Source organism: Acinetobacter sp. S40 (assembly GCF_016624705.1).
GTDB lineage: Bacteria > Pseudomonadota > Gammaproteobacteria > Pseudomonadales > Moraxellaceae > Acinetobacter.
Window position 1 is genome coordinate 1 of record NZ_JACVTU010000014.1, and the last position, 20,417, is coordinate 20,417.

Sequence of the window (20,417 nt, forward strand, 5' to 3'; positions counted from 1 at the left end):
ATAAGGCACTTTTATTTTGCCATTCTTTAAACAGTATCTCTGTGATTTCAACAACACTTTTATTCATAAACACGCGGCTATTGCGTCGTTTGTGCCAAAGTGCAGTGGGGTCTTGGACAGTGAGGCTGTCTATTGTAAGCGCCCCATCGCTCTGGCCTTGGCTTGCTTGTGTAATGAGGCCTGATAGTCGGGCAAATTGCCCAAGATCAGTCACTTGATCAATCGCTACCTGACAGCCAATGAAGTGTTTGAGTGCAAGATGGGCATTCGTGGATAAACAGGTTAATTTAATTTCCAGACCCTGATTAAGGCAATGCTGTCCTTCTATCCCTTGTAAGAAAACCTGTGTATTGAGTGAGACATTACTAAATTGGACATGAAGAGTGCGGTGTAGGGTTCCTAAACCTAAGTGTTCTAATATATTATCAATATTGTGCAGCATGGTTTTTCGCTGTGTCTATTCTTTATTTTCATCTTAGAAAAGAGACCCGTTTAAATCTTGTCATTTTAAACTTTATTTTTAGCACGAAAACACAAATTTAATTATAAAATATTGATTTTTAAAAAAATTTAAAATATAAAAAAGGATATTGAGATTAAAAATTAAACTAAACATCCTTCACTGATGAGTAAGGTTCAAAGAGACTACTTTTTTATTCAAGGTTGATTCGATATTTTTGTATCGTAAATTCGTGTGAGAATATACGCTTGCTGAGGCAAAATAAAACTCTCACCTAATTGCTGACGATTTTCACCACGATCATCATTCATGGTTTTGGTGAGATTCATTTTTAAATGATCTTGATCATTCACCGTGAAATAGAGATTTCCTCCAGCTGCGACACTCACCACAATTTCATGCTGAGTCCCCTGTTGATCCATCATCCAATTATCATGTCGGTAAGATTTGGTATTCTGGCTATCATCTATTTTCAGACGTCCTAAACTCACTCGCTGACGATAAGCAGAACCATCCTCCAATAGATTTAAAATATAGTCGACTTCACCCGTGTTCCCTTTGCAACGCGCAAATGGATCAGTACAACGAATATGCGCGTGATAGCGCCCTACATATTTCAATGCATCATCAGACAATAAAGCTGATTTCTTCTCAGAGGCTATGCTTTCAGCAGGCAAGGTTGCTTGTCCTGCAACATCCACCAGTTTACTGCCCTGTTCATCTTTAGGAGATGAATCTAGCGCCACAGAAGATACCCCAGCACGATCATTAGACATAATGTCGTGTTCAGTTGACTGTCCGTCGCATGCCGACAATCCCAGACTTAATAACAGTACAAACAATAAACGCTGCTGCACAACTGGGAGACTGGCAAAGGAAAATTTAAAATAAAACATAGATAAGCATCTTTACCGCCTTTTTTCTTATTTTTAGAAAAAAGACCGTTATATCATAAGGTTAAGACCATGATTATGTTTCAAATCTCATGATGAGAGGTTGATATAATTTAACGAATTCAATTTCTGCTTGAAATTGGTGCAAGTTTATCTATTTCAGCTTTTATGAAGTCATTTTATTTACATAAAATAACGATTTTTTAGTTTTGCTGCCTTTAAAGCATATAAATTCTCCCCACTTTATACATTACATAGCAAAAATTATTTGATTGCGTATGTAGTTACTTTTATCTAAGGAGATCTTCTGAATGGCCAATACTGGTTTATATCGTTCTAACCGACAACATGTGATCGCCGGTGTTATGGGCGGTATTGCTGAACGTTTTGGTTGGAATGCAAATTTATTACGGGTTATTTTCGTCCTGATTTCAATGATGAGTGCTGCTTTCCCTGGCATTTTAGTTTATTTAGTTTTATGGCTAGTCATGCCAAAAAAAACTGAACGCCTGCAATATCAGCAGAACTCGTATCACCCGATTCGTACGGTAAATGAAGAGCAACGAATTAGACGTTAATTCTCCACACTATTTGACCTTGTTATTTTGGTCGCTACGATTGTGATCCCCCTAAAATACAATCGTAGCTTTTTTTTAAATTTTAATTCTACTGAGTCCAATCCTTATTTAATCTGATTGAGCTGCTGTTGTAATGCAGCAATCATATCGGCACGACTGATAATACCAATCAATTTTTGATCTTCAACGACAGGAATATAATTAAAAGATTTTTCCACAAAATAAGGCACTAGATCCTGAATAGGTTGCAATGGCGTAACGGTGACCACTTTACGATTCATAATCTGTTTAACTAAATGTTCCCAAGACGCTCTCGGATCTGCCGCTCGCTTAAACCACTCTACGACCTCATATAAAGCCAGAGTTCCAACAATACGGCCCTCTCCCTGAATCACAGGTAAGCTCATTAAATTATTGTGTTTAAATTTATTTAAAGCCTGATGAATATCATCATTCTCATCAAGAGTGATAACATCCTTACTCATAATATCCTGACACACGTAAATATTGACCTGTCTTTCATTGGCCAATTCTTGTGCTTCGAGAATAATTTTTTCCAGATCGTATTGGCTAATATCCAATAATTCAGTGTGTTCATCCAGCGCACGTTGAATATCTTGAGGCTGGATACTCACTTTTTGTGTGGGCGTTGGGTCACTGGAACGTTCATTGACATGTTTCGGGTAAGGATAATGTCGCCCAATCACGCGATTAAAAAGTAAGGCGAATGCCAACAATAGTACAGAATTAAGTAAAACAGGATAAATCACAAAGTTAAAACCCAAGTGATGAACTGTTTCTCCACCTAAAACAGCAGTCATTGCAACTGCTCCACTTGGAGGATGTAATGAATCCGTCGTCATCATCAAAAATATTGCCAAACCTACGGCAAAACTAAATGCCCCCGTAAGATCAGGAATCCATGTAGAACACGCTACGCCAATGATCCCTGCTATCGTGTTGCCAATGACTACATTCCAAGGCTGTGCCAATGGACTTGAGGGGACAGCAAACAATAAGACAGAAGATGCACCCATCGGCGCAATATACCAGGCATTTATTCCACCCAATATATACCAGCTAATTAGGGAAGAAATCGCTAGGCCGCATAAGGCACCAATACCGCATAATAATCGTTCTTTTAAAGGAAGAACTTTGAAGTTTGGTTTTAAGGCCGAAAGCCAATCTTGCTGTATACCGCTCACAATTCACCTAGGTATTGATCTTGCCTGAGTCGCAAAATTATAAGCGGATTTATTTTAAATATGTATTTGTATTATATCTTATGATTATGAGAAAACTTGTTAATGACTTTTAATTCACGTATTCACCCAATTGCTTCACTCGATTTTGATATTCTGACATCGGACAGAATCCATACATTGGAGAACCGATATAATCACCTGCATTCTGACACTCTTGATCAACATATTGTTTCCAAAGCTTTTGCGATTTCATAATGTTGCTATAACGTTCAGAATTCCCCGTTTTTTTAATTTGATCCAACAATTGCACAATTTGCTTTTCATAAATCCGTCGGGCATGTTCACTACAAACGTCTACTACAGCATTATTAATACTAGGTAAATGCTGCTCCTGTATGGTTTCGTCCAAACATTGGCTGTATAAGTCTGGTTCTGTTTCAGTTTGCGCCCAAAGGTTTTGACTCATCAACAAACTGGATAAAATAAAAGCATAAGTTTTTAGATTTTTATTCATGAACTTCATCTCAAGTCATGCGGTGTCGGTATCGTATTCAGAGTAAATTAACATAAAGGTTTTAAATACCCACAGATTATTTATTGGTTTTTGATCTTATAAAAATGCAAGCATTAATTCAGCAGAAATCTTTGCCACTCCCCTTTAAAATCCTTATACTTGAACGCAATTTTTCTTTGATTTTTTAGTGGATGCACCATGAGTCGCGCCATATCGCATATTGATACCTTTCAGGGCTTAATTCTTGCCCTTCAAAACTATTGGGCGGAGCAAGGCTGCGTCGTATTACAACCCTATGATATGGAAATGGGTGCTGGGACATTCCACACCGCAACATTTTTACGTGCGCTCGGTCCTGAAACATGGAATGCCGCTTATGTGCAACCTTCGCGTCGTCCGAAGGATGGCCGCTATGGCGAGAACCCAAACCGCTTGCAACATTATTATCAGTTTCAAGTCGTGTTAAAGCCAAACCCAGACAATATTCAACAACTTTATTTGGACTCACTCAAGGCGATTGGGATTGATACCCTCACCCACGATATTCGCTTTGTAGAAGATAACTGGGAATCTCCAACCTTAGGTGCATGGGGCTTAGGCTGGGAAGTTTGGTTAAATGGCATGGAAGTGACCCAGTTTACGTATTTCCAGCAGGTTGGCGGTGTTGAATGTTATCCTGTCACTGGTGAAATCACTTATGGTCTTGAACGTTTGGCCATGTATTTACAAGGCGTCGACTCAGTTTATGACTTGGTCTGGACGAAAGGTCAATTTGGAACCGTAACGTATGGCGACGTGTTCCATCAAAATGAAGTCGAACAATCGACCTATAACTTTGAATATGCACCTGTCGATAAATTATTTGAGCTATTTGATTTTTATGAGTCAGAAGCAGTTCGTTTAATTGAAGCAAAACTTTCTTTGCCTGCCTATGAACAAGTGGTTAAAGCATCACATACCTTTAACTTACTTGATGCGCGTGGGGCGATTTCGGTGACTGAGCGTCAACGATACATTTTACGCGTACGCACTTTAGCACGCGCTATTGCACAAAGTTATGTTCAAGCTCGTGCTGAACTTGGCTTCCCAATGGCAGAGCCACACTTACGTGATGAAGTTTTAGCTCAATTAAAAGCACAAGCAGAAAGCGATGCAGCGAAAGTGCAAAAAGCGGAGAACAAATAATGAGTCAACATACGGTCTTATTTGAACTTGGCTGCGAAGAGTTGCCACCCAAAAATTTAAAAACATTACGTGATGCCCTACAAGCAGAAACGATCAAAGGTTTAACTGACGCTGGTTTAAACTTCACAGCAGTCGAAGCCCATGCAGCACCACGCCGCCTTGCCCTCAAAATTATTGATGTCGATGGCGCACAGGCAGACACTCAAAAACGTTTTGATGGTCCTGCACTTCAGGCAGCCTATGATAGTGAAGGTAAACCTACTAAAGCGCTTGAAGGTTTCATGCGTGGTCAAGGCATTGAGGCGGCTCAGGTGTCAACTTTTCAAACAGGTAAAGTTGAGAAAGTCTGCTATTACAAAGACATTAAAGGCCAAAGCCTAGATGAATTATTACCCAATATTTTACAAACTGCTTTAGATCATTTACCTATTGCCAAACGGATGCGCTCTGCGGCAAGCCGTACTGAGTTTGTACGCCCTGTAAAATGGGTGGTTTTGCTCAAAGATGATCAGGTCATTCAAGCTACTATTCAGGATCATCCAGCAGCAAATGTGACCTATGGTCACCGTTTCCATGCACCTCAAGCAATTACATTGGGTCATGCTAATGATTATTTGGCAGCACTTGAAAACGCCTATGTGGTGGCTGATTTTGAAAAACGTCAAGCGACTATTCAACAACAAGTCAAAAAATTGGCGGATGAAGTCAACGCCTCTGCAATTGTACCTTCAGATTTATTGGACGAAGTCACGGCATTGGTCGAATGGCCTGTTGCGCTACGTGCAACTTTTGAAGAACGCTATTTAGCCGTTCCTCAAGAAGCCTTGATCACCACCATGCAAGACAACCAGAAATATTTCTGTCTGGTTAATGCTGAAGGTAAGTTACAACCCTACTTCATTACCATTTCCAATATTGAATCGAAAGATCCAACCCAAATTATTGAAGGGAATGAAAAAGTTGTACGTCCTCGCCTAAGTGATGCCGAATTCTTCTTTTTACAGGATCAAAAACAACCACTTGCCAGCCGTAAAGACAAGTTAGCCAATATGGTATTCCAAGCTGAACTCGGAACACTGTGGGATAAGTCTCAGCGTATTGCCAAGTTAGCAAGCCAGATTGCCACTTTAACTCATGGTGATAGCGCAGCCGCAGAACAAGCAGGTCTTTTGGCGAAATGTGATTTGACCTCTGAACTCGTCGGTGAGTTCCCTGAGTTACAAGGAACTGCGGGGACTTATTATGCACGTCTGGAAGGCTTACCAAGTGAAGTAGCAGATGCGATTGCTGAACAATATTTACCGCGTTTTTCAGGTGATGTGTTGCCGCAAACCAAAACAGGGACTGCCCTTGCATTGGCAGATCGTTTAGACACATTGGTTGGTATTTTTGGAATTGGTCAAGCACCCACAGGTTCAAAAGACCCGTTTAGTTTACGTCGTGCCGCGATTGGTGTGTTGCGTCTATTGATTGAAAAAGGCCTAGACTTGCCATTGGTTGAACTCACCAAAATTGCTTCTGAAAACTATCATGGCAAATTACGTGAACCTGTCAAAGCTCAACATGAAGCATTGAACTTTATTGAAGCACGTTATCGCGCCATGTATGAAGATCAAGGTGTTGCGATTGATGTAATTCAATCCGTTCAGGCATTGTCTCCAAAATCTCCACTGGATTTTGATCATCGCGTTAAAGCTGTGAATCATTTCAAGACTTTAGCAGAAGCACAAGCTTTAGCGGCTGCCAATAAACGTGTCGCCAACATTCTGGCGAAAGAAGGTCAAATCACGGGTGATGTGGATACTAGTTTATTAACTGAAAATGCGGAAAAAGAGTTATTTGCTGCCCTTCAAAGTATTGGTCCTATGGTACAACCCTTACTCGAAGCACATAACTATACCGATGCATTGTCGCAATTAGCGTCTTTACGTGCACCAATTGATGCTTTCTTTGATACCGTTATGGTAATGGCGGAAGCCCCTCAACTGAAAGCCAATCGCTTACGTTTACTCGCGCAATTACGTGGTTTATTTACGGCAATTGCGGATGTAAGCATGTTGCAATAATTTATATGAGAATCAAAAAGTGCCTCTGAATTGAGGCATTTTTTAATTCTTATTAAACTATTGTAGTTTTCTGAACAGATTCAATCACTTTATTTTTCCAATTCATCCATCCAATACTTCCTACAATCATCACACCACCCATCAAAACATAAATCGATGGTCGTTCGCCCAAAAATAGGATGGCAATGCTCATTGCCACTAAAGGCGTACTATACAAATAATTTGAAGCCTGCATTAAAGGCATCTGTTTAAGTACATATCCCCAAAGTAAGTAAGCTAAAGCACTTGGAAAAAGCCCCAAGAGTAACACTGCAATATTTGCCTGCCAGTTCGCATATTGAATTTGTAAAATCACATCAGGGCTATAAACCAGTAACGGCAAGGTTCCGAACCAAATCACATAACACATCATGCTAATTGAGTCATAAGGAAGATCAAACTTTTTATACAGTACAAAATAAATAGCCCAACACATCGCCGCCAAGAGAATCAATACACTATGGAAATTGGGCAAATCTAGTCCATGGTCGCCACTCACCACTAAAATTGCACCAGCTAATCCCATTAAAATACAACCACTTTGTTTGAGGGAGATGGTGTCTTTAAAAACTAATGCTGAAATGATTAGGGTAAAAAGTGGAATGGATTGACTTAAAATACTCGAGGCAGTTGCTGTGACATATTGTTGTCCAGTATTAATCAACACATGATGCAAGGTCACGGAAAAAAGCCCCAAGATTAGAAACACTGGAATATCACGTGTTCTTGGAATCATAATTCCTTTATGTATTGCAATTATCCCTAAAATGCCTGAGGCAACCATAAAACGTAAGAGCGCGATATGTTCAGGAGAATAAGACAATAAAGCCGTATGCACACCTACAGGTGAATAGCCCCAGCAGATCACGACTAAAGCAATAGAGAAATAAAGTTTGAGTTGTTGATTTTTCAGAAATGAAAAGGCGAAATGATGCATTAAACACGACCAGACTTAGTCTTTTTTGCATCATAAAGAAATAGATGATTAAGTAAAATTAACTTATATTAAGCTTATCATTCATTTTTATTCAATCATAAAATATGGATATCCAACAGCTCAGAATTTTTCAAAGCATTGTGGAGTGTGGCAGTATGGTACAAGCGGCCACTAAACTGCATTGTGTTCCGTCTAACGTCACTATACGTATAAAAAAGCTTGAAGAAGAACTCAAAGCTCCTTTATTTTTGCGTGAAGGAAAGACCTTGAAACTAACTGCATCAGGAGAGGTTTTTCTAGAATATTGTGAAAAAATTTTAGCATTATGCGACGAAGCCAAACGCAGTATTCATCCGGATAGTGCTCCATCGGGCCCACTAAGAATAGGAGCAATTGAATCGTCCGCCACAACTCGCCTTCCCCGTTTACTGGCAAAATATCACCAACGATATCCAGATGTTTCGATCCAAATTACTACAGGTACCTGGAAACAATTATTGCAGGATGTTCTTCAACATAAACTGGACGGCGCGATTGTAGCTGGACAAATTCAATTTCCTTTACTGCATAAACTCGAAATTTATAAAGAAAATATGGTGCTGATTGCGCCTGCCTCTCTTGGTGAAATTAAATGTCAGGAAGATTTGATCGATAAAGAAATTTTTATGTGGACCGAAGGTTGTCCTTATCGTGCAGCATTGGAAGAATGGCTTAACCTAAAAAATCTATCCCTCCCAATCACAGGAATTACCAGTTATGCCACAATTATAGGTTGTGTAAGTGCAGGTTCTGGGGTTTCTTTAGTTCCCCAAAGTATTTTTGAGCAATACAAAATCATGACTAACATCTGTGGATATCAGTTCACACAACTTGCATCTATGCAGAATCAATTTTTATGGCATCAAAATATTCAACATCATAAAGCCAGAGAAGCATTTATTGAGCTATTAAAAGCAGAATTTTCAAACAAAAAATAGCTTAATTTTTTCATTCATTACTCTAGCTGAACGATCAAATATGGTTATACTTAGAGTCAATAACAACATATGTAAGCAATTGAATGATGAAACTTAAAACTCTTTTTTTAGCAACTGCTACCTGTTTAACTATCACTGCGTGTTCTACAACTCCCCCTCTTCCAGAAACCACGGTAGGGGTAATTGAAGAAGTCACAAACATTAAAGCATTTCCTGACACCAAAAATAATAAGGCAAAGCTGATCAAAATGGGCGATCATTGCAATATTGAATTTACTGGTATTATGGATGCAGCTCGCGCTCGCGAGAACTGGGTATTTAAAGGCAATACCTTGATTTCAGCTGGAAGCGTGATTGTTGCCAAAGATGGAACCAGTTCAGCCAAGTCTTTTGACCTGTATGACAAACAAGTTCAAGCGAATTTCCTTTCGCTACGTGACAATTTCAAAAAAGAAAATGTTGCGGCTTGTGAATAAAGTATCCCGTTTTGCCCTTAATGTGAGTTAAGGGCAAATCCTGATCATTTCCCTTATTTTTTCTTCACTGTATATCGCTTGTAGCAAGCTGTATCAGTTTGATCTCTTTTATTCTTAAATTGACGTGATCCCGCTAATATAGCCAACATCATAGAATCAAGAAAAAAGGATTGCTAAAATGCTTAAGCACGCCCTTTATAGTGCAACTCTCAGCCTAGCTATTATTCTGCCGATATCTGCCAGTGCAACTGAAAGTCCTACATCTCCATCTGATCAACCTAAAACCATGCCTTATGGAGATAACCCGAATATATTTCGTGTATTGACGTATAAGACTGGAGAAAGTATTAGTCGTTTAGGTAATTCAATTCAACGCGGTGCTGATAAATCTTCGGCCAAGATTAGTGAGAAATGGCAAGAAACCAAAACCTATGGCTCAGAACAATCCCAAGTGGCCCAAGAAAAAGCAACTGAAGCAAAAACCTATACTGAGCAAAAATGGCAACAAACTAAAGATGCAGTGGTAGGCACAAATGGCGGCACAGTTCCGATTGAACAAGGGAGTTTAACTCAGTCTTCCACTGTACCAACGCCAGCCGTAGCTGCACCCATTGCGCCTGCAAGCTCTATTAGCTCAGCAACTTCGACGGCTCCCCTGCCTGAAAGTGCTAATCCTTAATTTTTTGGGAATTATCATGCATCAGGCATTGACCTGCCGTAAGATTTGTCCGTTGATAAATCCTTTTGCATTTTCAGTCAATTGTTCCACCATACGCTGTCTGGACTGAACGCTCCCCCAAGCAGAGTGCGGGGTTATGATTAAGTTAGGAAGATTTGCATCTAATAGCACATTGCCATGTTTTGGAGGTTCAACGCTCAGCACATCGGTGGCTGCACCAGCAATTTTTCCTTGTTTTAATGCATCGACCAGATCTTTTTCATGCACGATGCCACCACGCGCACAATTGATCAAAAAGGCAGAGGTTTTCATTAATGCAAAGGCATCTGCATTAATCAGATTTCGGGTCTCCTCTGTAAGCGGACAATGTAAACTTAAAAAATCTACTTGTGATAATAGCTGATGCAGTTCTAAACCATTGGCATGTTTTGGTCGGTTCGGTAGATTGGCAATTAAAACCTGCATACCAAAAGCTTGTGCCAAGCGCGCAACCTCTTGTCCGAGCTCACCATAACCTACAATGCCCAAGGTCTTTCCTGAAAGTTCAATAATCGGATAATCCAAAAAGCAAAATTGCGGTGATTGTTGCCAGCGTCCTTGTGTGACCGCACGATCATAATCAATGAGTGAAGTAGCAAGTGCCAGCATCAAGGTCAAGGTATGCTGTGCAACAGAAGCCGTTCCATAGCCTTGACAGTTACACACTACGATACCTTGTTCTTTGGCTGCATCCAGATCGACATTATTCGTGCCTGTTGCAGAGATCAAAATCAGTTTCAGTTGAGGAAGCTGCTTGAGCATCTCCGCATCTATTCTGACTTTATTACTAATAGCGACCTCAACATTGCTTAATCGTTCAAGTACTTGATCAGATTCGGTACTTTCATATAACTGAAGCTCACTAAAACAGTCTTGTAATGAACTAAAATCCAGATCATTCATGTCTAATGAACCATAATCCAAAAATGCGGCAGTTAAATTCATCATGTACTCTTGTGTAAATTATTGAATAGAAAACTCAGCATTCCTCATAAAGAATGAAGGCTGGTATTTTGGGATATACATATGACTATCTATCCGAAATAACAATGCGTCAAGGCTCATTTACGTTGAATGAATGATTTAATATTTCATTTAGAAATGAGGTTTTTTTTCATCCTCCACAATTTCTCCTTGATTTTATTGATGTTGTTAAATGCGTGTAATTTTTTTGAATTATGTCACACAAATTAGGGATTGTTGCATATGATAGCGACGTCGATTACTCAACCTTAAACTGAGTGAATTCACAAAAGGAAAGAAAAATGAAAATGATGAAGACTGCTATTTTAGCTGCAAGTATTTTAACTTCTGCAACAGTATTTGCAGAAAACGCCTCCGTTAATGCGGGAGCAAACGCCCAAGTAGAATCTGGTGGTTTATTAAGCAACATTGGAAATGGGGTGAAAAATGGTGTCAGCAATACCGCTCACGCTGTGCATTCAACAGCCGTGAAAGCCACAGATGCTACAATTGATGCGGGTAGTCATGTTGCGCATAAAACACATGATGTTGCTGTGAGCGCCAAAGATAAAACTGTAAATGCCGCAGAGAAAGTAGGCGATAAAAGTGAACAAGCTTGGCAGGACACTAAACGCGGAACTAAAAAAGCAGTAAACAACACTGAAAAATTTACTGCTGAGGAAAAAGCCAAAGCTGAATCACATTGGGATGCAAAGAAAAAGCAGTCCGAAGCTAAACGCGATGCTAAAGCACAAACAGGCATAAAAGCAAATACTCAAGCAGGCGTCAAGGTTGGTTCAGTGAATGCCAACGCGGGTGTAGATACCAACATCTCACCACGTAATGCTGGCGTACAAACTCAGGTCGGCGTTGGTCGATAGGCTGTAGCTGCATTAAAAATGATTTGATAAGACTCACGCTAAATAGACCAAAGAGACGAAAATTCGTCCCTTTGGTCTTATCTATTTCAAATAAATGAGGATTAAATCGTTTTGAACTTTTCTGCGTCTTGTACAGAATTTTCCGTAAAAACACAAATGCCTTGCTCATCGCTATTTAGACTTAACTGTTTGTAACTTAGTACAAAATAATCCGTATATTTTTTAATTAAAATTGGACTCATATCTGTGGTCAAGGCATCCTCTTCTTTAAACAGCTTCATGACACGCCGGTCATTCATCGCCACAATATAACGCTCAGCATTAATGACAATTTTGACAATACCACTGCTTTTAGCATGAATACTAATCAGGTACTTATTATTGAGTTGCACCGCATCAGCCAGATAACTCTCAAGCTTATGACTAATTAGATTAAATACCAGATGATGTCCAAAATTATCCTGTAACTGATCATTAGTCTCTTGTTGCGACATCGGAAGATTAACTTTAATGCCCAATTTTTGTAAATCTTGTTCTGTGACCTGACGCTTACTCAACATGACACGAGTGATCAGTTGCTTTAAATTGGCATCAAAATATTGATCATCCAGATGAAGCTCATTATTGCGTAAAATGCGTCCAAGTGCCGCGCTATGCCGCGACATCAAATTTGAAATCACAGTACGATAATAAAACTTGCTATTTTTCTTTACACTTCGCATTTGCTGGTAAAAATAGCCTTGATCATAAGGATGACGAATAAGATCATTGAGCAAACTAGAACTTGCTAACACGGAAAGAGCTTCATGTCCTGTAAATGGCAGTTTTAGTGTATAGAGAGCTGGAATAATTTTTTTGATTTTTAAATAATGTTCACGATCTTCTTTGTAGTAAGGATCATAAACCACAATATATTCTGCTTGAGCTGAAATATCAGTGGCCTGAATCTGCATATCACGATTGAGATTAACATCGAAAAATTCAGCATAACGGCGATCTTCGACCTGTTGAGGATCAATGCTGAATTGGGGTACAAAAGCAATAATACGGTTCATTTTCAGCAATTGTGAGTATTTAATTGCCGCATAACCGCCCATCGAACCACCATAGCCAACAATATGTTTAAATTGTTCCAATATCGGCTGCGCACTTTCCATCATCTGTTGCATTGAAGCGTGTGGAAACCATGACTTGAGCTTAGGCATAATACCCAATACATTGTAATCATATTTGATTAATGATTTTTCAGCATTAATGGTCAGACCTTTGGCACGACTAATTAAATCTCCAAATGAAATCACCAGTTCTTGAGATGTCCCTTTTAGAAAAATAACCCGTATGTGTTCGTCTTCAAAAATAATTTGCTTGTCCATTAGGCTACCGAAAAATAGTGACTGGCTCTGATGTATACGCATGCAATGTTCCATTCGGTACAAAACATGGCGGAACCTGTTATTTTATAAAGACTGTGCGAAGAAAACAGGGCAAAAGCTACCACAATGTTGCAATCTTGTTGGCATCTCTCATAAAAATGCGACTTCAAAAGTTATCAGCAAAATAGGAAAAGTTATCCACAATTCACCCCAATCGAGTAAGATTTAAGCCCTATAACCAACCATTAACAAGCCCAGATGTTAAGGAACTGAAACTCTTATTTTTTTCTAAAATTCAGATAAGAACGTTTTATGAGCTTTAGAGCCCTTCCAAATTAATCAAATACTTTGCCCTTACGCCAATATCCCATAAAATTCAGACAGTTTTTATCTATGCCACAATCCTGAATTAAAAATCGGCGTATCGCTAAAACTGCCGCAGACTCGGCTGCAACCCACGCATAAAAGGTTTGCTGTGCCTGTTGTTCATTTTTAGTGAACCACAAAATTTCTTCATCAATATTAATGTCATCCAATTCGACTTGTTGTTGTTTTTGCGGTTGAAATAATTGATGAACTGTTTCGATCAATTTACGACCAGGTTGTTGGCCATCATCACGACTAAACCAGTGGATTTGTATATTTGGATGTTCATTGAAGGTGACTCGATCAAGAGCCGAAGGCATTTCGATATACACTTTGACGTGTGCCTGAGTATTTTGTTGAATTAACTCATCGATGATTCCAGAAACTGCGGGCAATGCTGTTTCATCAGCCATAAGTAAAATCTGATCTGCCTGTTGAGGCGGTTGCCATTCAAATCCCGCTTGATCCCCTTGCCAAATCGCATTTGGCGCAGCCATTTGTACTCGGTCTCCTACTTTGGCCTGTTCAGCCCATGAAGATGCAGGGCCTGTTGCACCATGCATGGCAAAATCAATATCAACCTGTTTCTGTTGTGGACGTAAATAGCGAATTGTATAAGTACGCATCGGAGGACGAATTTGTTCGGGTAATTGACGGTAATATTGATACCATTCAGGACTATTTTCTATCCAGTGTGTCTGTGCTGAATGGTCTGAGACAGGAAAGAATAATTTAACTCGCTGATCAGGCGCATAACTCACGATCTGAGCCAGTTCTTCTGATTGAAAAGTAAACCGAGTCATGGTTGGAGATAGTTTTTGAATTTGAGCCAATTGCATATTCACAATCAAATAAGGTTGTGCCTGATTCATCATCAAACCCTCATAATAGAAGATAGTTTAAATATAGCACTTATTGATAATGCTTATCAATTTCAATAATTCAGCTCTATGGGCGTCCTTGCCACTTAAACTTAATTTTCTTCTGAACCTTACTGTGATTTAAAATTCTTCATAAATAGCAGGATCCTGATTCCGAATTCGGCCCTCTGGACGGGTCAATTGATTAATTTGCTGGACTTGCTCATCACTCAAACTAAACTCAAAAATTTCTTGATTTGCCACCTGATTTTTATCACTGCTGGCTTTTGGAATTGGAATGACCCCAAGTTGATATTGCCATCTTAAAATTACCTGAGGTACAGAATAATTCAGCTCTTGCGCTATGTGTTGTAATACCTGATTTTGCATGACGTCACTGCCTCGTCCCAAAGGACTCCATGCCATTGTCAAAATCTGTTTCGATTGGTCGTAGTCTCGTTGTTGCGCTTGATTAAAATAGGGATGCAATTCAATTTGATTAATCACAGGCAATATGCCTGTTTCACGTTGTAAAGTGTCAATATGCTCAGGTAAAAAGTTACTTACACCTATTGATTTAATCAGCCCATTTTTTTGTGCATCAATCAACGCTTGCCATGCCTCGACATACAATCCCTGTTTAGGATTAGGCCAGTGAATGAGATAAAGATCCAAATAATCAAGCTGCATGCGATATAAAGATTCTTCAATCGTTTCAGCCGCCGTTTTATATTCATGGTGACGACCCGGAAGTTTTGAAGTAATAAATACCTCTTTTCGCTCTAATCCCGACTGGCGAAAGGCTTCGCCAACAGCGCCTTCGTTTTCATAGTTAAAGGCGGAGTCCAACATACGATAGCCATTATTTAAGGCACGTAGCATGACTTCAACGCCAGCTTTGCCTTTTAAAGTATAAGTACCAAAGCCAAGCGCTGAGATCTGATGTCCGTCATGCAGTTTTATAAGAGGAATTTTCATCTGTTTAGTCATTTTTCAATATTTTCTATATTGATCGTATCTTTCTTTTTAACATGCATAACCTGAGGACTCAGCAACAACCCCATATAAAAATGTTATAAAATTCGTCGAATTGTATGAGAAATGCTATTTTCTCAACAACTTGCATACGAGCTCAGTTCATAATAGAAAAATATACGGTTTACACATCATTCATTGTTATTGAGCCCGATCTTATGAAACCGATTCATCATGCTGCACAACAAGGATTTACTCAGGCTGCTGAACTCTATCAACAAGTTCGTCCTGATTATCCGCAAGATATTGTGAACTGGTTAAAGCGGGAGTTGCGATTAGATCAAAGTTCACGTGTAGTAGATTTAGGCGCGGGTACAGGTAAATTTATTCCTTATCTAAAACAGATAACCTCAGATATTATCGCTGTGGAACCTGTACAGGCCATGCGAGAACAACTTAGTAAAGTGCATCCTGATGTTAAAACCCTAGCCGCCTATAGCTCTGAAATTCCCCTTGCGCCCCAAAGCGTTGACGCGGTCATATGTGCACAATCATTCCATTGGTTTTCTAATATCGAAACACTCAATGAAATCCATCAAATTCTCAAAAAAGAAGGACATTTGGGATTAGTCTGGAATCAGCGTGATATTGAAATTAACTGGGTCAAGGCTCTGGCAAATATTTTGGAACCCCTAGAACAAGATACTCCCCGTTACCACAGTGGTGATTGGAAAAAGGTATTTGAACATCAATTTTTATTCCGACTTGAAAGTGTCAACGTTTTTTCACAGACCCAAAAAGGAAGTGTTGAACAAGTCGTGAGCAAACGCTTACTTTCTACAAGTTTTGTAGCTGCCCTGCCCGAAGATCAACAATATGAACTGAAGCAACAATTTGAACAGGTCGTATTCGAGTTAACGGGTAAACAGCCACAGGACGAAATTGAATTTCCGTATATTACCTACGCTTATCATTTTAAAAAAATCTAATATTGATTCACATTTAATAAGGAATCCCTATGAGCATCCAAAATAATAAACCCTTACAGATTTTAGCCTTAGTTTTAAGTAGTACGCTATTACTGAGTGCATGTAATAAAAACGATCACACCCAAACCGCTCAAACTGAGCAGCAGCCCCCTTCACATGAAGCAGACGTTGATCAGTTAAAAACACCACCTGTAAAAGAGTTCCCTGCAACAGCACAAGATACGCATGATATTGCTCTGTTAGATGAATTTGATGAAAAATTCACTGCCATGACTGATGATATGGACAATGAACTGGCAAAAATGCAACAGGATGGAACATTGACATCAGAGTTCGATCGTAATCGTAAACTAGATCATATACAGTCAGCACTCACTATGCTGAAAGAGCTAGACTTAAAAACAGCACAAGGGCGCTATATTCAGGGATTGCTTTATCAATACTGGGAAAATCAGGGTAAGTTAATCAATGAGCAAACGAGCTCCGCAAATGCACAAAACCAGAAAAAAACCGCCATTAGCGTTCAAGATTTAAGTGATTATTTACATGCTCAGGAACAGTTAAAACACTGGAAAGATCAACAGAAGCCAACATAAATTATATAAAAACAGCGGTAAAACTCAAAGGGAATCTAGTTGGCCGCTGTATAACTAAAATTTTGAAAATAAATTTAAATTTTCTGCCGTTCAATCCATTGGATGGACTGCACCCGAAAGACTTCACATGCTCCATCGCCGACACCACCCGGAGAAAGAGAGGATGTCCATACCAGATTATTATCTTTGACTTCAACCAGTTCACCTTTTAAACGGACCAGATCGCCACGTTTCACTTGGGTAATCTGTTTGGCAATATTCGGATTAGCAGGAATAATATGCATATTCGAGACCAGCTTTAAAGCTTGATCGGGAGGTACTGGAAGTGTTTGCATAGTCCAGTTCAAATAACGATCGTACTGATTAATTTTAATTTGCGATGCAATATTGGGGTGAGCAAATAAGCCATAACTCACAGCAAAATCTATAGGCGAAAATTTTGCCTGTTCATCATCACGGTATTGCTTAGAACCCAAAATACGAAAATCACCTTTAAATGGTTTAAGTACAGAAATAGATTGGCCTTTGACCTCTGGCGCTAATCCTCTTGCAATATTATAGTCGCTGGAAGTGGAAGCGCTGACTTGCCCAATACACAATGCAACCATCACCCCCAGACATAGATGCTTGAGCATATTGACTCCTCTTCCTAGTTAAATACGATTAATCTTTTGACTTTTATGTTAAATCTAATATGAATAAAAAGAAGGAAAATTAAGTAACAATAAATAGATTTTTCGTCACTTTTTGTCTGGATTGTTGTCTTCCCAATTGATCAGTCATGCTGCAAGATGCAGTAATAAACGTTCAATCTTCAAAATCAATCCTAAGCGTTTCAAAACGGACTCGACCTTCTTGCACAGCCTGTGCAATCGCTTGTTGCCCTTTGGTCAGTCTTGCTCCACCACTTTTAATATCAATTAAAATAACCTCAATATCTTCGGCTAATCCCTCGCCATCCCGGAAATCGGTATAACCATCAAACACCACATAATCTACTGGATCGCCTAGGAATTTAGCGTCACTCGGAAGATAACGAAATTCTGGCATTATCGGTGCAAGTTGTTCTGCCATTTTGCCTTTTAATACAGCGCGACTGGTATTCACACTGCGTTTTTGTGCCTGTGCCAAAGCTTGTTGATGCTCAAATTGCAGTTCAGCAATATACTGTTCATATTCCGCTCGAATTCGCCCATTTCGTGTATTTGAAAGAATCAGGGTGGTAACCACCACACCAATACACGCCCCAATTAACATTGCCATCCAGATGGACATGAACTTACCTGCTACCGATTTTGCTTAACACTTTAAATAAGCTTAAGACTTTTGTCATGTGTAACCTTTCGGTGTTAAAAAGATGCTAATCTAATTGAGTAAATCAAGAATATATCTCGAGCATGAAAACGATACTTATAGCAAACCAAAAAGGCGGATGCGGTAAAACCATTACAGCGATCACATTGGCTTCAGCATTGGCTCAGAAAGGATATAAAGTTGCATTGGCGGATGCAGATAATCAGAAATCTGCTTTACAGTGGCTGAAACAACGCCCAAAAACAGCAGCAATCATTCAGAGTCTGGATTGGCGACACGAAAAATCGATTGGCGAGGCGCCCAAAAATATTGATTATCTGATTATTGATGCACCTGGGGCATTATCGGGTGAACATGCTGAACAACTGATTAGTGAAGCACATGCGATTGTCACTCCATTACAACCTTCTTTTTTTGATATTGACAGTACCAAGCGTTTTTTAAAACATTTACAGGACATTAAACGGATTCGTAAAGGTAAAGTGGGAATTCATTTAGTCGCTAACCGCATGAAAGCCAATACTTCGAGCAGTAAAGATATTCAGCAGTTTTTTGAAAAAATTGAACAACAGCCTGTGGCTGCGATTTCTGAACGTAGTGCTTATGGTCAACTGGCCATGCAGGGCTTAAGTATTTTTGACCGCTCTCAAAAGAATTTTCTGTTATTACAGGCGCAGTGGCAGCCATTGCTAGATACTTTAATTGAGGATTCTGCTGAATGGTTTTAGACCTCTGCTGAACGCTTAAAACCTCTAGATTTTTTTTGCATTCATTTTTACAACGTAATGAAACTCAACATTTATTTTCGGATGGTTTTTTTTCAGTTAAGATGATTTGCCTAATATTTAACAGATAGAGAGTTCAGTGCAACAATACGCGCCTACGCTACAACGAGCTTTACTGTTCGGATTACTCATTATCCTGCTTTTTTTGGGATTTAATATCCTGAAATACTTTATTGTTCCTGTAGTTTGGGCAGCCATTATTGCGTATATGACTTGGCCAATTTATCAATCAGTACAACGCCTCTGTGGCGCTCAGCGTCCCAATCTCAACGCCTCTATCATGATTTTACTAATCATTCTGGTCATTGGTGTCCCGCTGACCTTTGGCGTCTTTATGTTACAACATGAGGGGCGCAATCTGTTTTTTGAACTGCAAAAACAGATTTTCTCAGGACATCTGGATGCCCCCGATTTTATTCGTGAACTTCCGATTATAGGTAAGGAAATTTCACGAATTTTAAATGATATTAATAATGACCCCAATAGTATTACTCAGAATGTAGCCGCGTGGATTCAGGGGCATATGGGTTATGGACGTTTTGTATTAAGTGAGATCAGTCGAAATCTAGTCAAACTAGGTTTTGCATTGTTATCCCTGTATTTCTTCTATCGTGATGGGCCGACCATTTTAAATCAGGTTAAAAAAGCCATGGAAATGGTCATTGGTCCACGTGTCCATCATTATATGGACACCATTTCTGAAACCACCCGTGCGGTTGTATATGGAGTCGGTTTAACCGCAGTAGCACAGGCAATTTTGGCCGGTTTAAGTTACTTTATAGCGGGTGTTCCCAATCCGATGGTATTGACTATTGTTACCTTTTTATTAGCTCTGATTCCTTTTGGGACACCTGTTGCATATACATCGGTCGCACTTTGGTTATTTTCTCAGGATCACATGATGGGAGCCATTGGGGTTATGCTGTGGGGGGTCTGTATCGTTAGCACCTCTGACAATGTGATTCGTCCTTTGGTGATTTCTGGCGCAACCAAGATCCCATTCCTACTTATTATGTTTGGCGTACTTGGTGGTTTAGCAAGTTTTGGTCTAGTCGGTTTATTTATTGGCCCTGTGATTTTGGCAATTCTACTTGCAATCTGGCGTGAATGGTTACATGAAAATATTGAACCTGAACCGATGCCGAAAACCACTATGATTTATGATGATCTGGATGATCCCAAAATTTAATTTTGAAATATGTTAAACCTACAGGCTCAGGATTTTAGAGGCTCCATAATGAGTCACATTAATCCTGAGCTTATCTGA

General features: G+C 39.4%; 22 protein-coding genes. 11 read left to right on the forward strand and 11 right to left on the reverse strand.

The genetic code is table 11. From position 1 onward, the window contains the following. Together IAE19_RS13760 and IAE19_RS13765 are read right to left on the reverse strand one after the other, a co-directional pair. Positions 1-442: phage late control D family protein (locus IAE19_RS13760; RefSeq protein ID WP_200461486.1), on the reverse strand; the 442-nt coding region annotated here is incomplete at its 3' end. A gap of 215 nt (positions 443-657) precedes the next feature. After that, positions 658-1,356 carry a hypothetical protein gene (locus IAE19_RS13765; protein WP_227612267.1) on the reverse strand — a complete coding sequence of 233 codons (699 nt, stop codon included), beginning with the start codon at positions 1,354-1,356 and terminating at the stop codon, positions 658-660. Positions 1,357-1,664: 308 nt separating this feature from the next. On the opposite strand from IAE19_RS13765, the gene IAE19_RS13770 reads away from it, so the two are divergent. Beyond that, complete coding sequence (locus tag IAE19_RS13770) at positions 1,665-1,931, forward strand: PspC domain-containing protein (RefSeq protein WP_200461487.1); 267 nt, start codon at positions 1,665-1,667, stop codon at positions 1,929-1,931. 104 nt (positions 1,932-2,035) lie between these two features. Here IAE19_RS13770 and IAE19_RS13775 read toward each other — a convergent pair whose 3' ends face one another. Both IAE19_RS13775 and IAE19_RS13780 read right to left on the reverse strand, forming a co-directional pair. After that, the gene (locus tag IAE19_RS13775; protein ID WP_200461488.1) at positions 2,036-3,136 is read right to left on the reverse strand and encodes an HPP family protein; all 1,101 of its coding nucleotides are present in this window, start codon (positions 3,134-3,136) and stop codon (positions 2,036-2,038) included. Between the two features lie 109 nt (positions 3,137-3,245). Next, positions 3,246-3,650 carry a lysozyme inhibitor LprI family protein gene (locus IAE19_RS13780; protein ID WP_200461489.1) on the reverse strand — a complete coding sequence of 135 codons (405 nt, stop codon included), beginning with the start codon at positions 3,648-3,650 and terminating at the stop codon, positions 3,246-3,248. A 198-nt stretch (positions 3,651-3,848) separates the two neighbouring features. Between IAE19_RS13780 and glyQ the strand changes: the two genes are divergently transcribed. Together glyQ and glyS are read left to right on the forward strand one after the other, a co-directional pair. Next, positions 3,849-4,835 carry a glycine--tRNA ligase subunit alpha gene (glyQ, locus tag IAE19_RS13785; protein WP_200461490.1) on the forward strand — a complete coding sequence of 329 codons (987 nt, stop codon included), beginning with the start codon at positions 3,849-3,851 and terminating at the stop codon, positions 4,833-4,835. Then, complete coding sequence (gene glyS / locus IAE19_RS13790) at positions 4,835-6,901, forward strand: glycine--tRNA ligase subunit beta (protein WP_200461491.1); 2,067 nt, start codon at positions 4,835-4,837, stop codon at positions 6,899-6,901. The genes glyQ and glyS overlap by 1 nt, the downstream gene beginning before the upstream one ends. A 52-nt stretch (positions 6,902-6,953) precedes the next feature. Here glyS and IAE19_RS13795 read toward each other — a convergent pair whose 3' ends face one another. Continuing rightward, positions 6,954-7,877 (reverse strand): DMT family transporter, encoded by a 924-nt coding sequence (locus tag IAE19_RS13795; protein WP_200461492.1) that lies wholly within the window; start codon positions 7,875-7,877, stop codon positions 6,954-6,956. Positions 7,878-7,981: 104 nt separating this feature from the next. On the opposite strand from IAE19_RS13795, the gene IAE19_RS13800 reads away from it, so the two are divergent. From IAE19_RS13800 to IAE19_RS13810, 3 genes are all read left to right on the forward strand, one after another. Continuing rightward, positions 7,982-8,854: a LysR family transcriptional regulator gene (locus IAE19_RS13800; RefSeq protein WP_200461493.1), complete on the forward strand. Its 873-nt coding sequence runs from the start codon at positions 7,982-7,984 to the stop codon at positions 8,852-8,854. A gap of 86 nt (positions 8,855-8,940) precedes the next feature. Next, positions 8,941-9,330 (forward strand): hypothetical protein, encoded by a 390-nt coding sequence (locus IAE19_RS13805; protein WP_200461554.1) that lies wholly within the window; start codon positions 8,941-8,943, stop codon positions 9,328-9,330. Positions 9,331-9,508: 178 nt separating this feature from the next. Further along, positions 9,509-10,009 carry a hypothetical protein gene (locus tag IAE19_RS13810; RefSeq protein WP_200461494.1) on the forward strand — a complete coding sequence of 167 codons (501 nt, stop codon included), beginning with the start codon at positions 9,509-9,511 and terminating at the stop codon, positions 10,007-10,009. 21 nt (positions 10,010-10,030) lie between these two features. Here IAE19_RS13810 and IAE19_RS13815 read toward each other — a convergent pair whose 3' ends face one another. Then, positions 10,031-10,993 carry a 2-hydroxyacid dehydrogenase gene (locus IAE19_RS13815; protein WP_200461555.1) on the reverse strand — a complete coding sequence of 321 codons (963 nt, stop codon included), beginning with the start codon at positions 10,991-10,993 and terminating at the stop codon, positions 10,031-10,033. A gap of 320 nt (positions 10,994-11,313) precedes the next feature. Here IAE19_RS13815 and IAE19_RS13820 point away from each other — a divergent pair, with 320 nt between their 5' ends. Continuing rightward, positions 11,314-11,892 (forward strand): hypothetical protein, encoded by a 579-nt coding sequence (locus tag IAE19_RS13820; protein ID WP_200461495.1) that lies wholly within the window; start codon positions 11,314-11,316, stop codon positions 11,890-11,892. Between the two features lie 101 nt (positions 11,893-11,993). Here the strand turns inward: IAE19_RS13820 and IAE19_RS13825 are convergent, their stop codons facing one another. From IAE19_RS13825 to IAE19_RS13835, 3 genes are all read right to left on the reverse strand, one after another. Continuing rightward, a complete protein-coding gene (locus IAE19_RS13825) occupies positions 11,994-13,265 on the reverse strand; it encodes a hypothetical protein (RefSeq protein ID WP_200461556.1) in 1,272 nt (423 codons plus the stop codon). 335 nt (positions 13,266-13,600) lie between these two features. Further along, complete coding sequence (locus tag IAE19_RS13830) at positions 13,601-14,506, reverse strand: siderophore-interacting protein (protein WP_227612268.1); 906 nt, start codon at positions 14,504-14,506, stop codon at positions 13,601-13,603. Positions 14,507-14,632: 126 nt separating this feature from the next. After that, positions 14,633-15,481, reverse strand: coding sequence for an aldo/keto reductase (locus IAE19_RS13835; RefSeq protein WP_200461496.1), 849 nt, complete (start codon positions 15,479-15,481; stop codon positions 14,633-14,635). A gap of 203 nt (positions 15,482-15,684) precedes the next feature. Between IAE19_RS13835 and IAE19_RS13840 the strand changes: the two genes are divergently transcribed. Together IAE19_RS13840 and IAE19_RS13845 are read left to right on the forward strand one after the other, a co-directional pair. After that, positions 15,685-16,455 (forward strand): class I SAM-dependent methyltransferase, encoded by a 771-nt coding sequence (locus IAE19_RS13840; RefSeq protein WP_200461497.1) that lies wholly within the window; start codon positions 15,685-15,687, stop codon positions 16,453-16,455. Positions 16,456-16,484: 29 nt separating this feature from the next. Beyond that, positions 16,485-17,051, forward strand: a complete 567-nt coding sequence (locus IAE19_RS13845) for a hypothetical protein (RefSeq protein WP_200461498.1) — start codon at positions 16,485-16,487, stop codon at positions 17,049-17,051. A gap of 74 nt (positions 17,052-17,125) precedes the next feature. On the opposite strand, the gene IAE19_RS13850 is transcribed toward IAE19_RS13845, so the two are convergent. After that, positions 17,126-17,659 carry a hypothetical protein gene (locus tag IAE19_RS13850; RefSeq protein WP_413784503.1) on the reverse strand — a complete coding sequence of 178 codons (534 nt, stop codon included), beginning with the start codon at positions 17,657-17,659 and terminating at the stop codon, positions 17,126-17,128. Positions 17,660-17,858: 199 nt separating this feature from the next. Next, positions 17,859-18,326, reverse strand: coding sequence for a Holliday junction resolvase-like protein (locus tag IAE19_RS13855; RefSeq protein ID WP_200461500.1), 468 nt, complete (start codon positions 18,324-18,326; stop codon positions 17,859-17,861). A gap of 122 nt (positions 18,327-18,448) precedes the next feature. On the opposite strand from IAE19_RS13855, the gene IAE19_RS13860 reads away from it, so the two are divergent. Continuing rightward, on the forward strand, positions 18,449-19,093 hold the full coding sequence (locus IAE19_RS13860; RefSeq protein WP_200461501.1) for a ParA family protein: 645 nt from the start codon (positions 18,449-18,451) through the stop codon (positions 19,091-19,093). A 136-nt stretch (positions 19,094-19,229) separates the two neighbouring features. Then, the gene (locus IAE19_RS13865) at positions 19,230-20,339 is read left to right on the forward strand and encodes an AI-2E family transporter (protein WP_200461502.1); all 1,110 of its coding nucleotides are present in this window, start codon (positions 19,230-19,232) and stop codon (positions 20,337-20,339) included. Positions 20,340-20,417 lie beyond the last annotated feature (78 nt).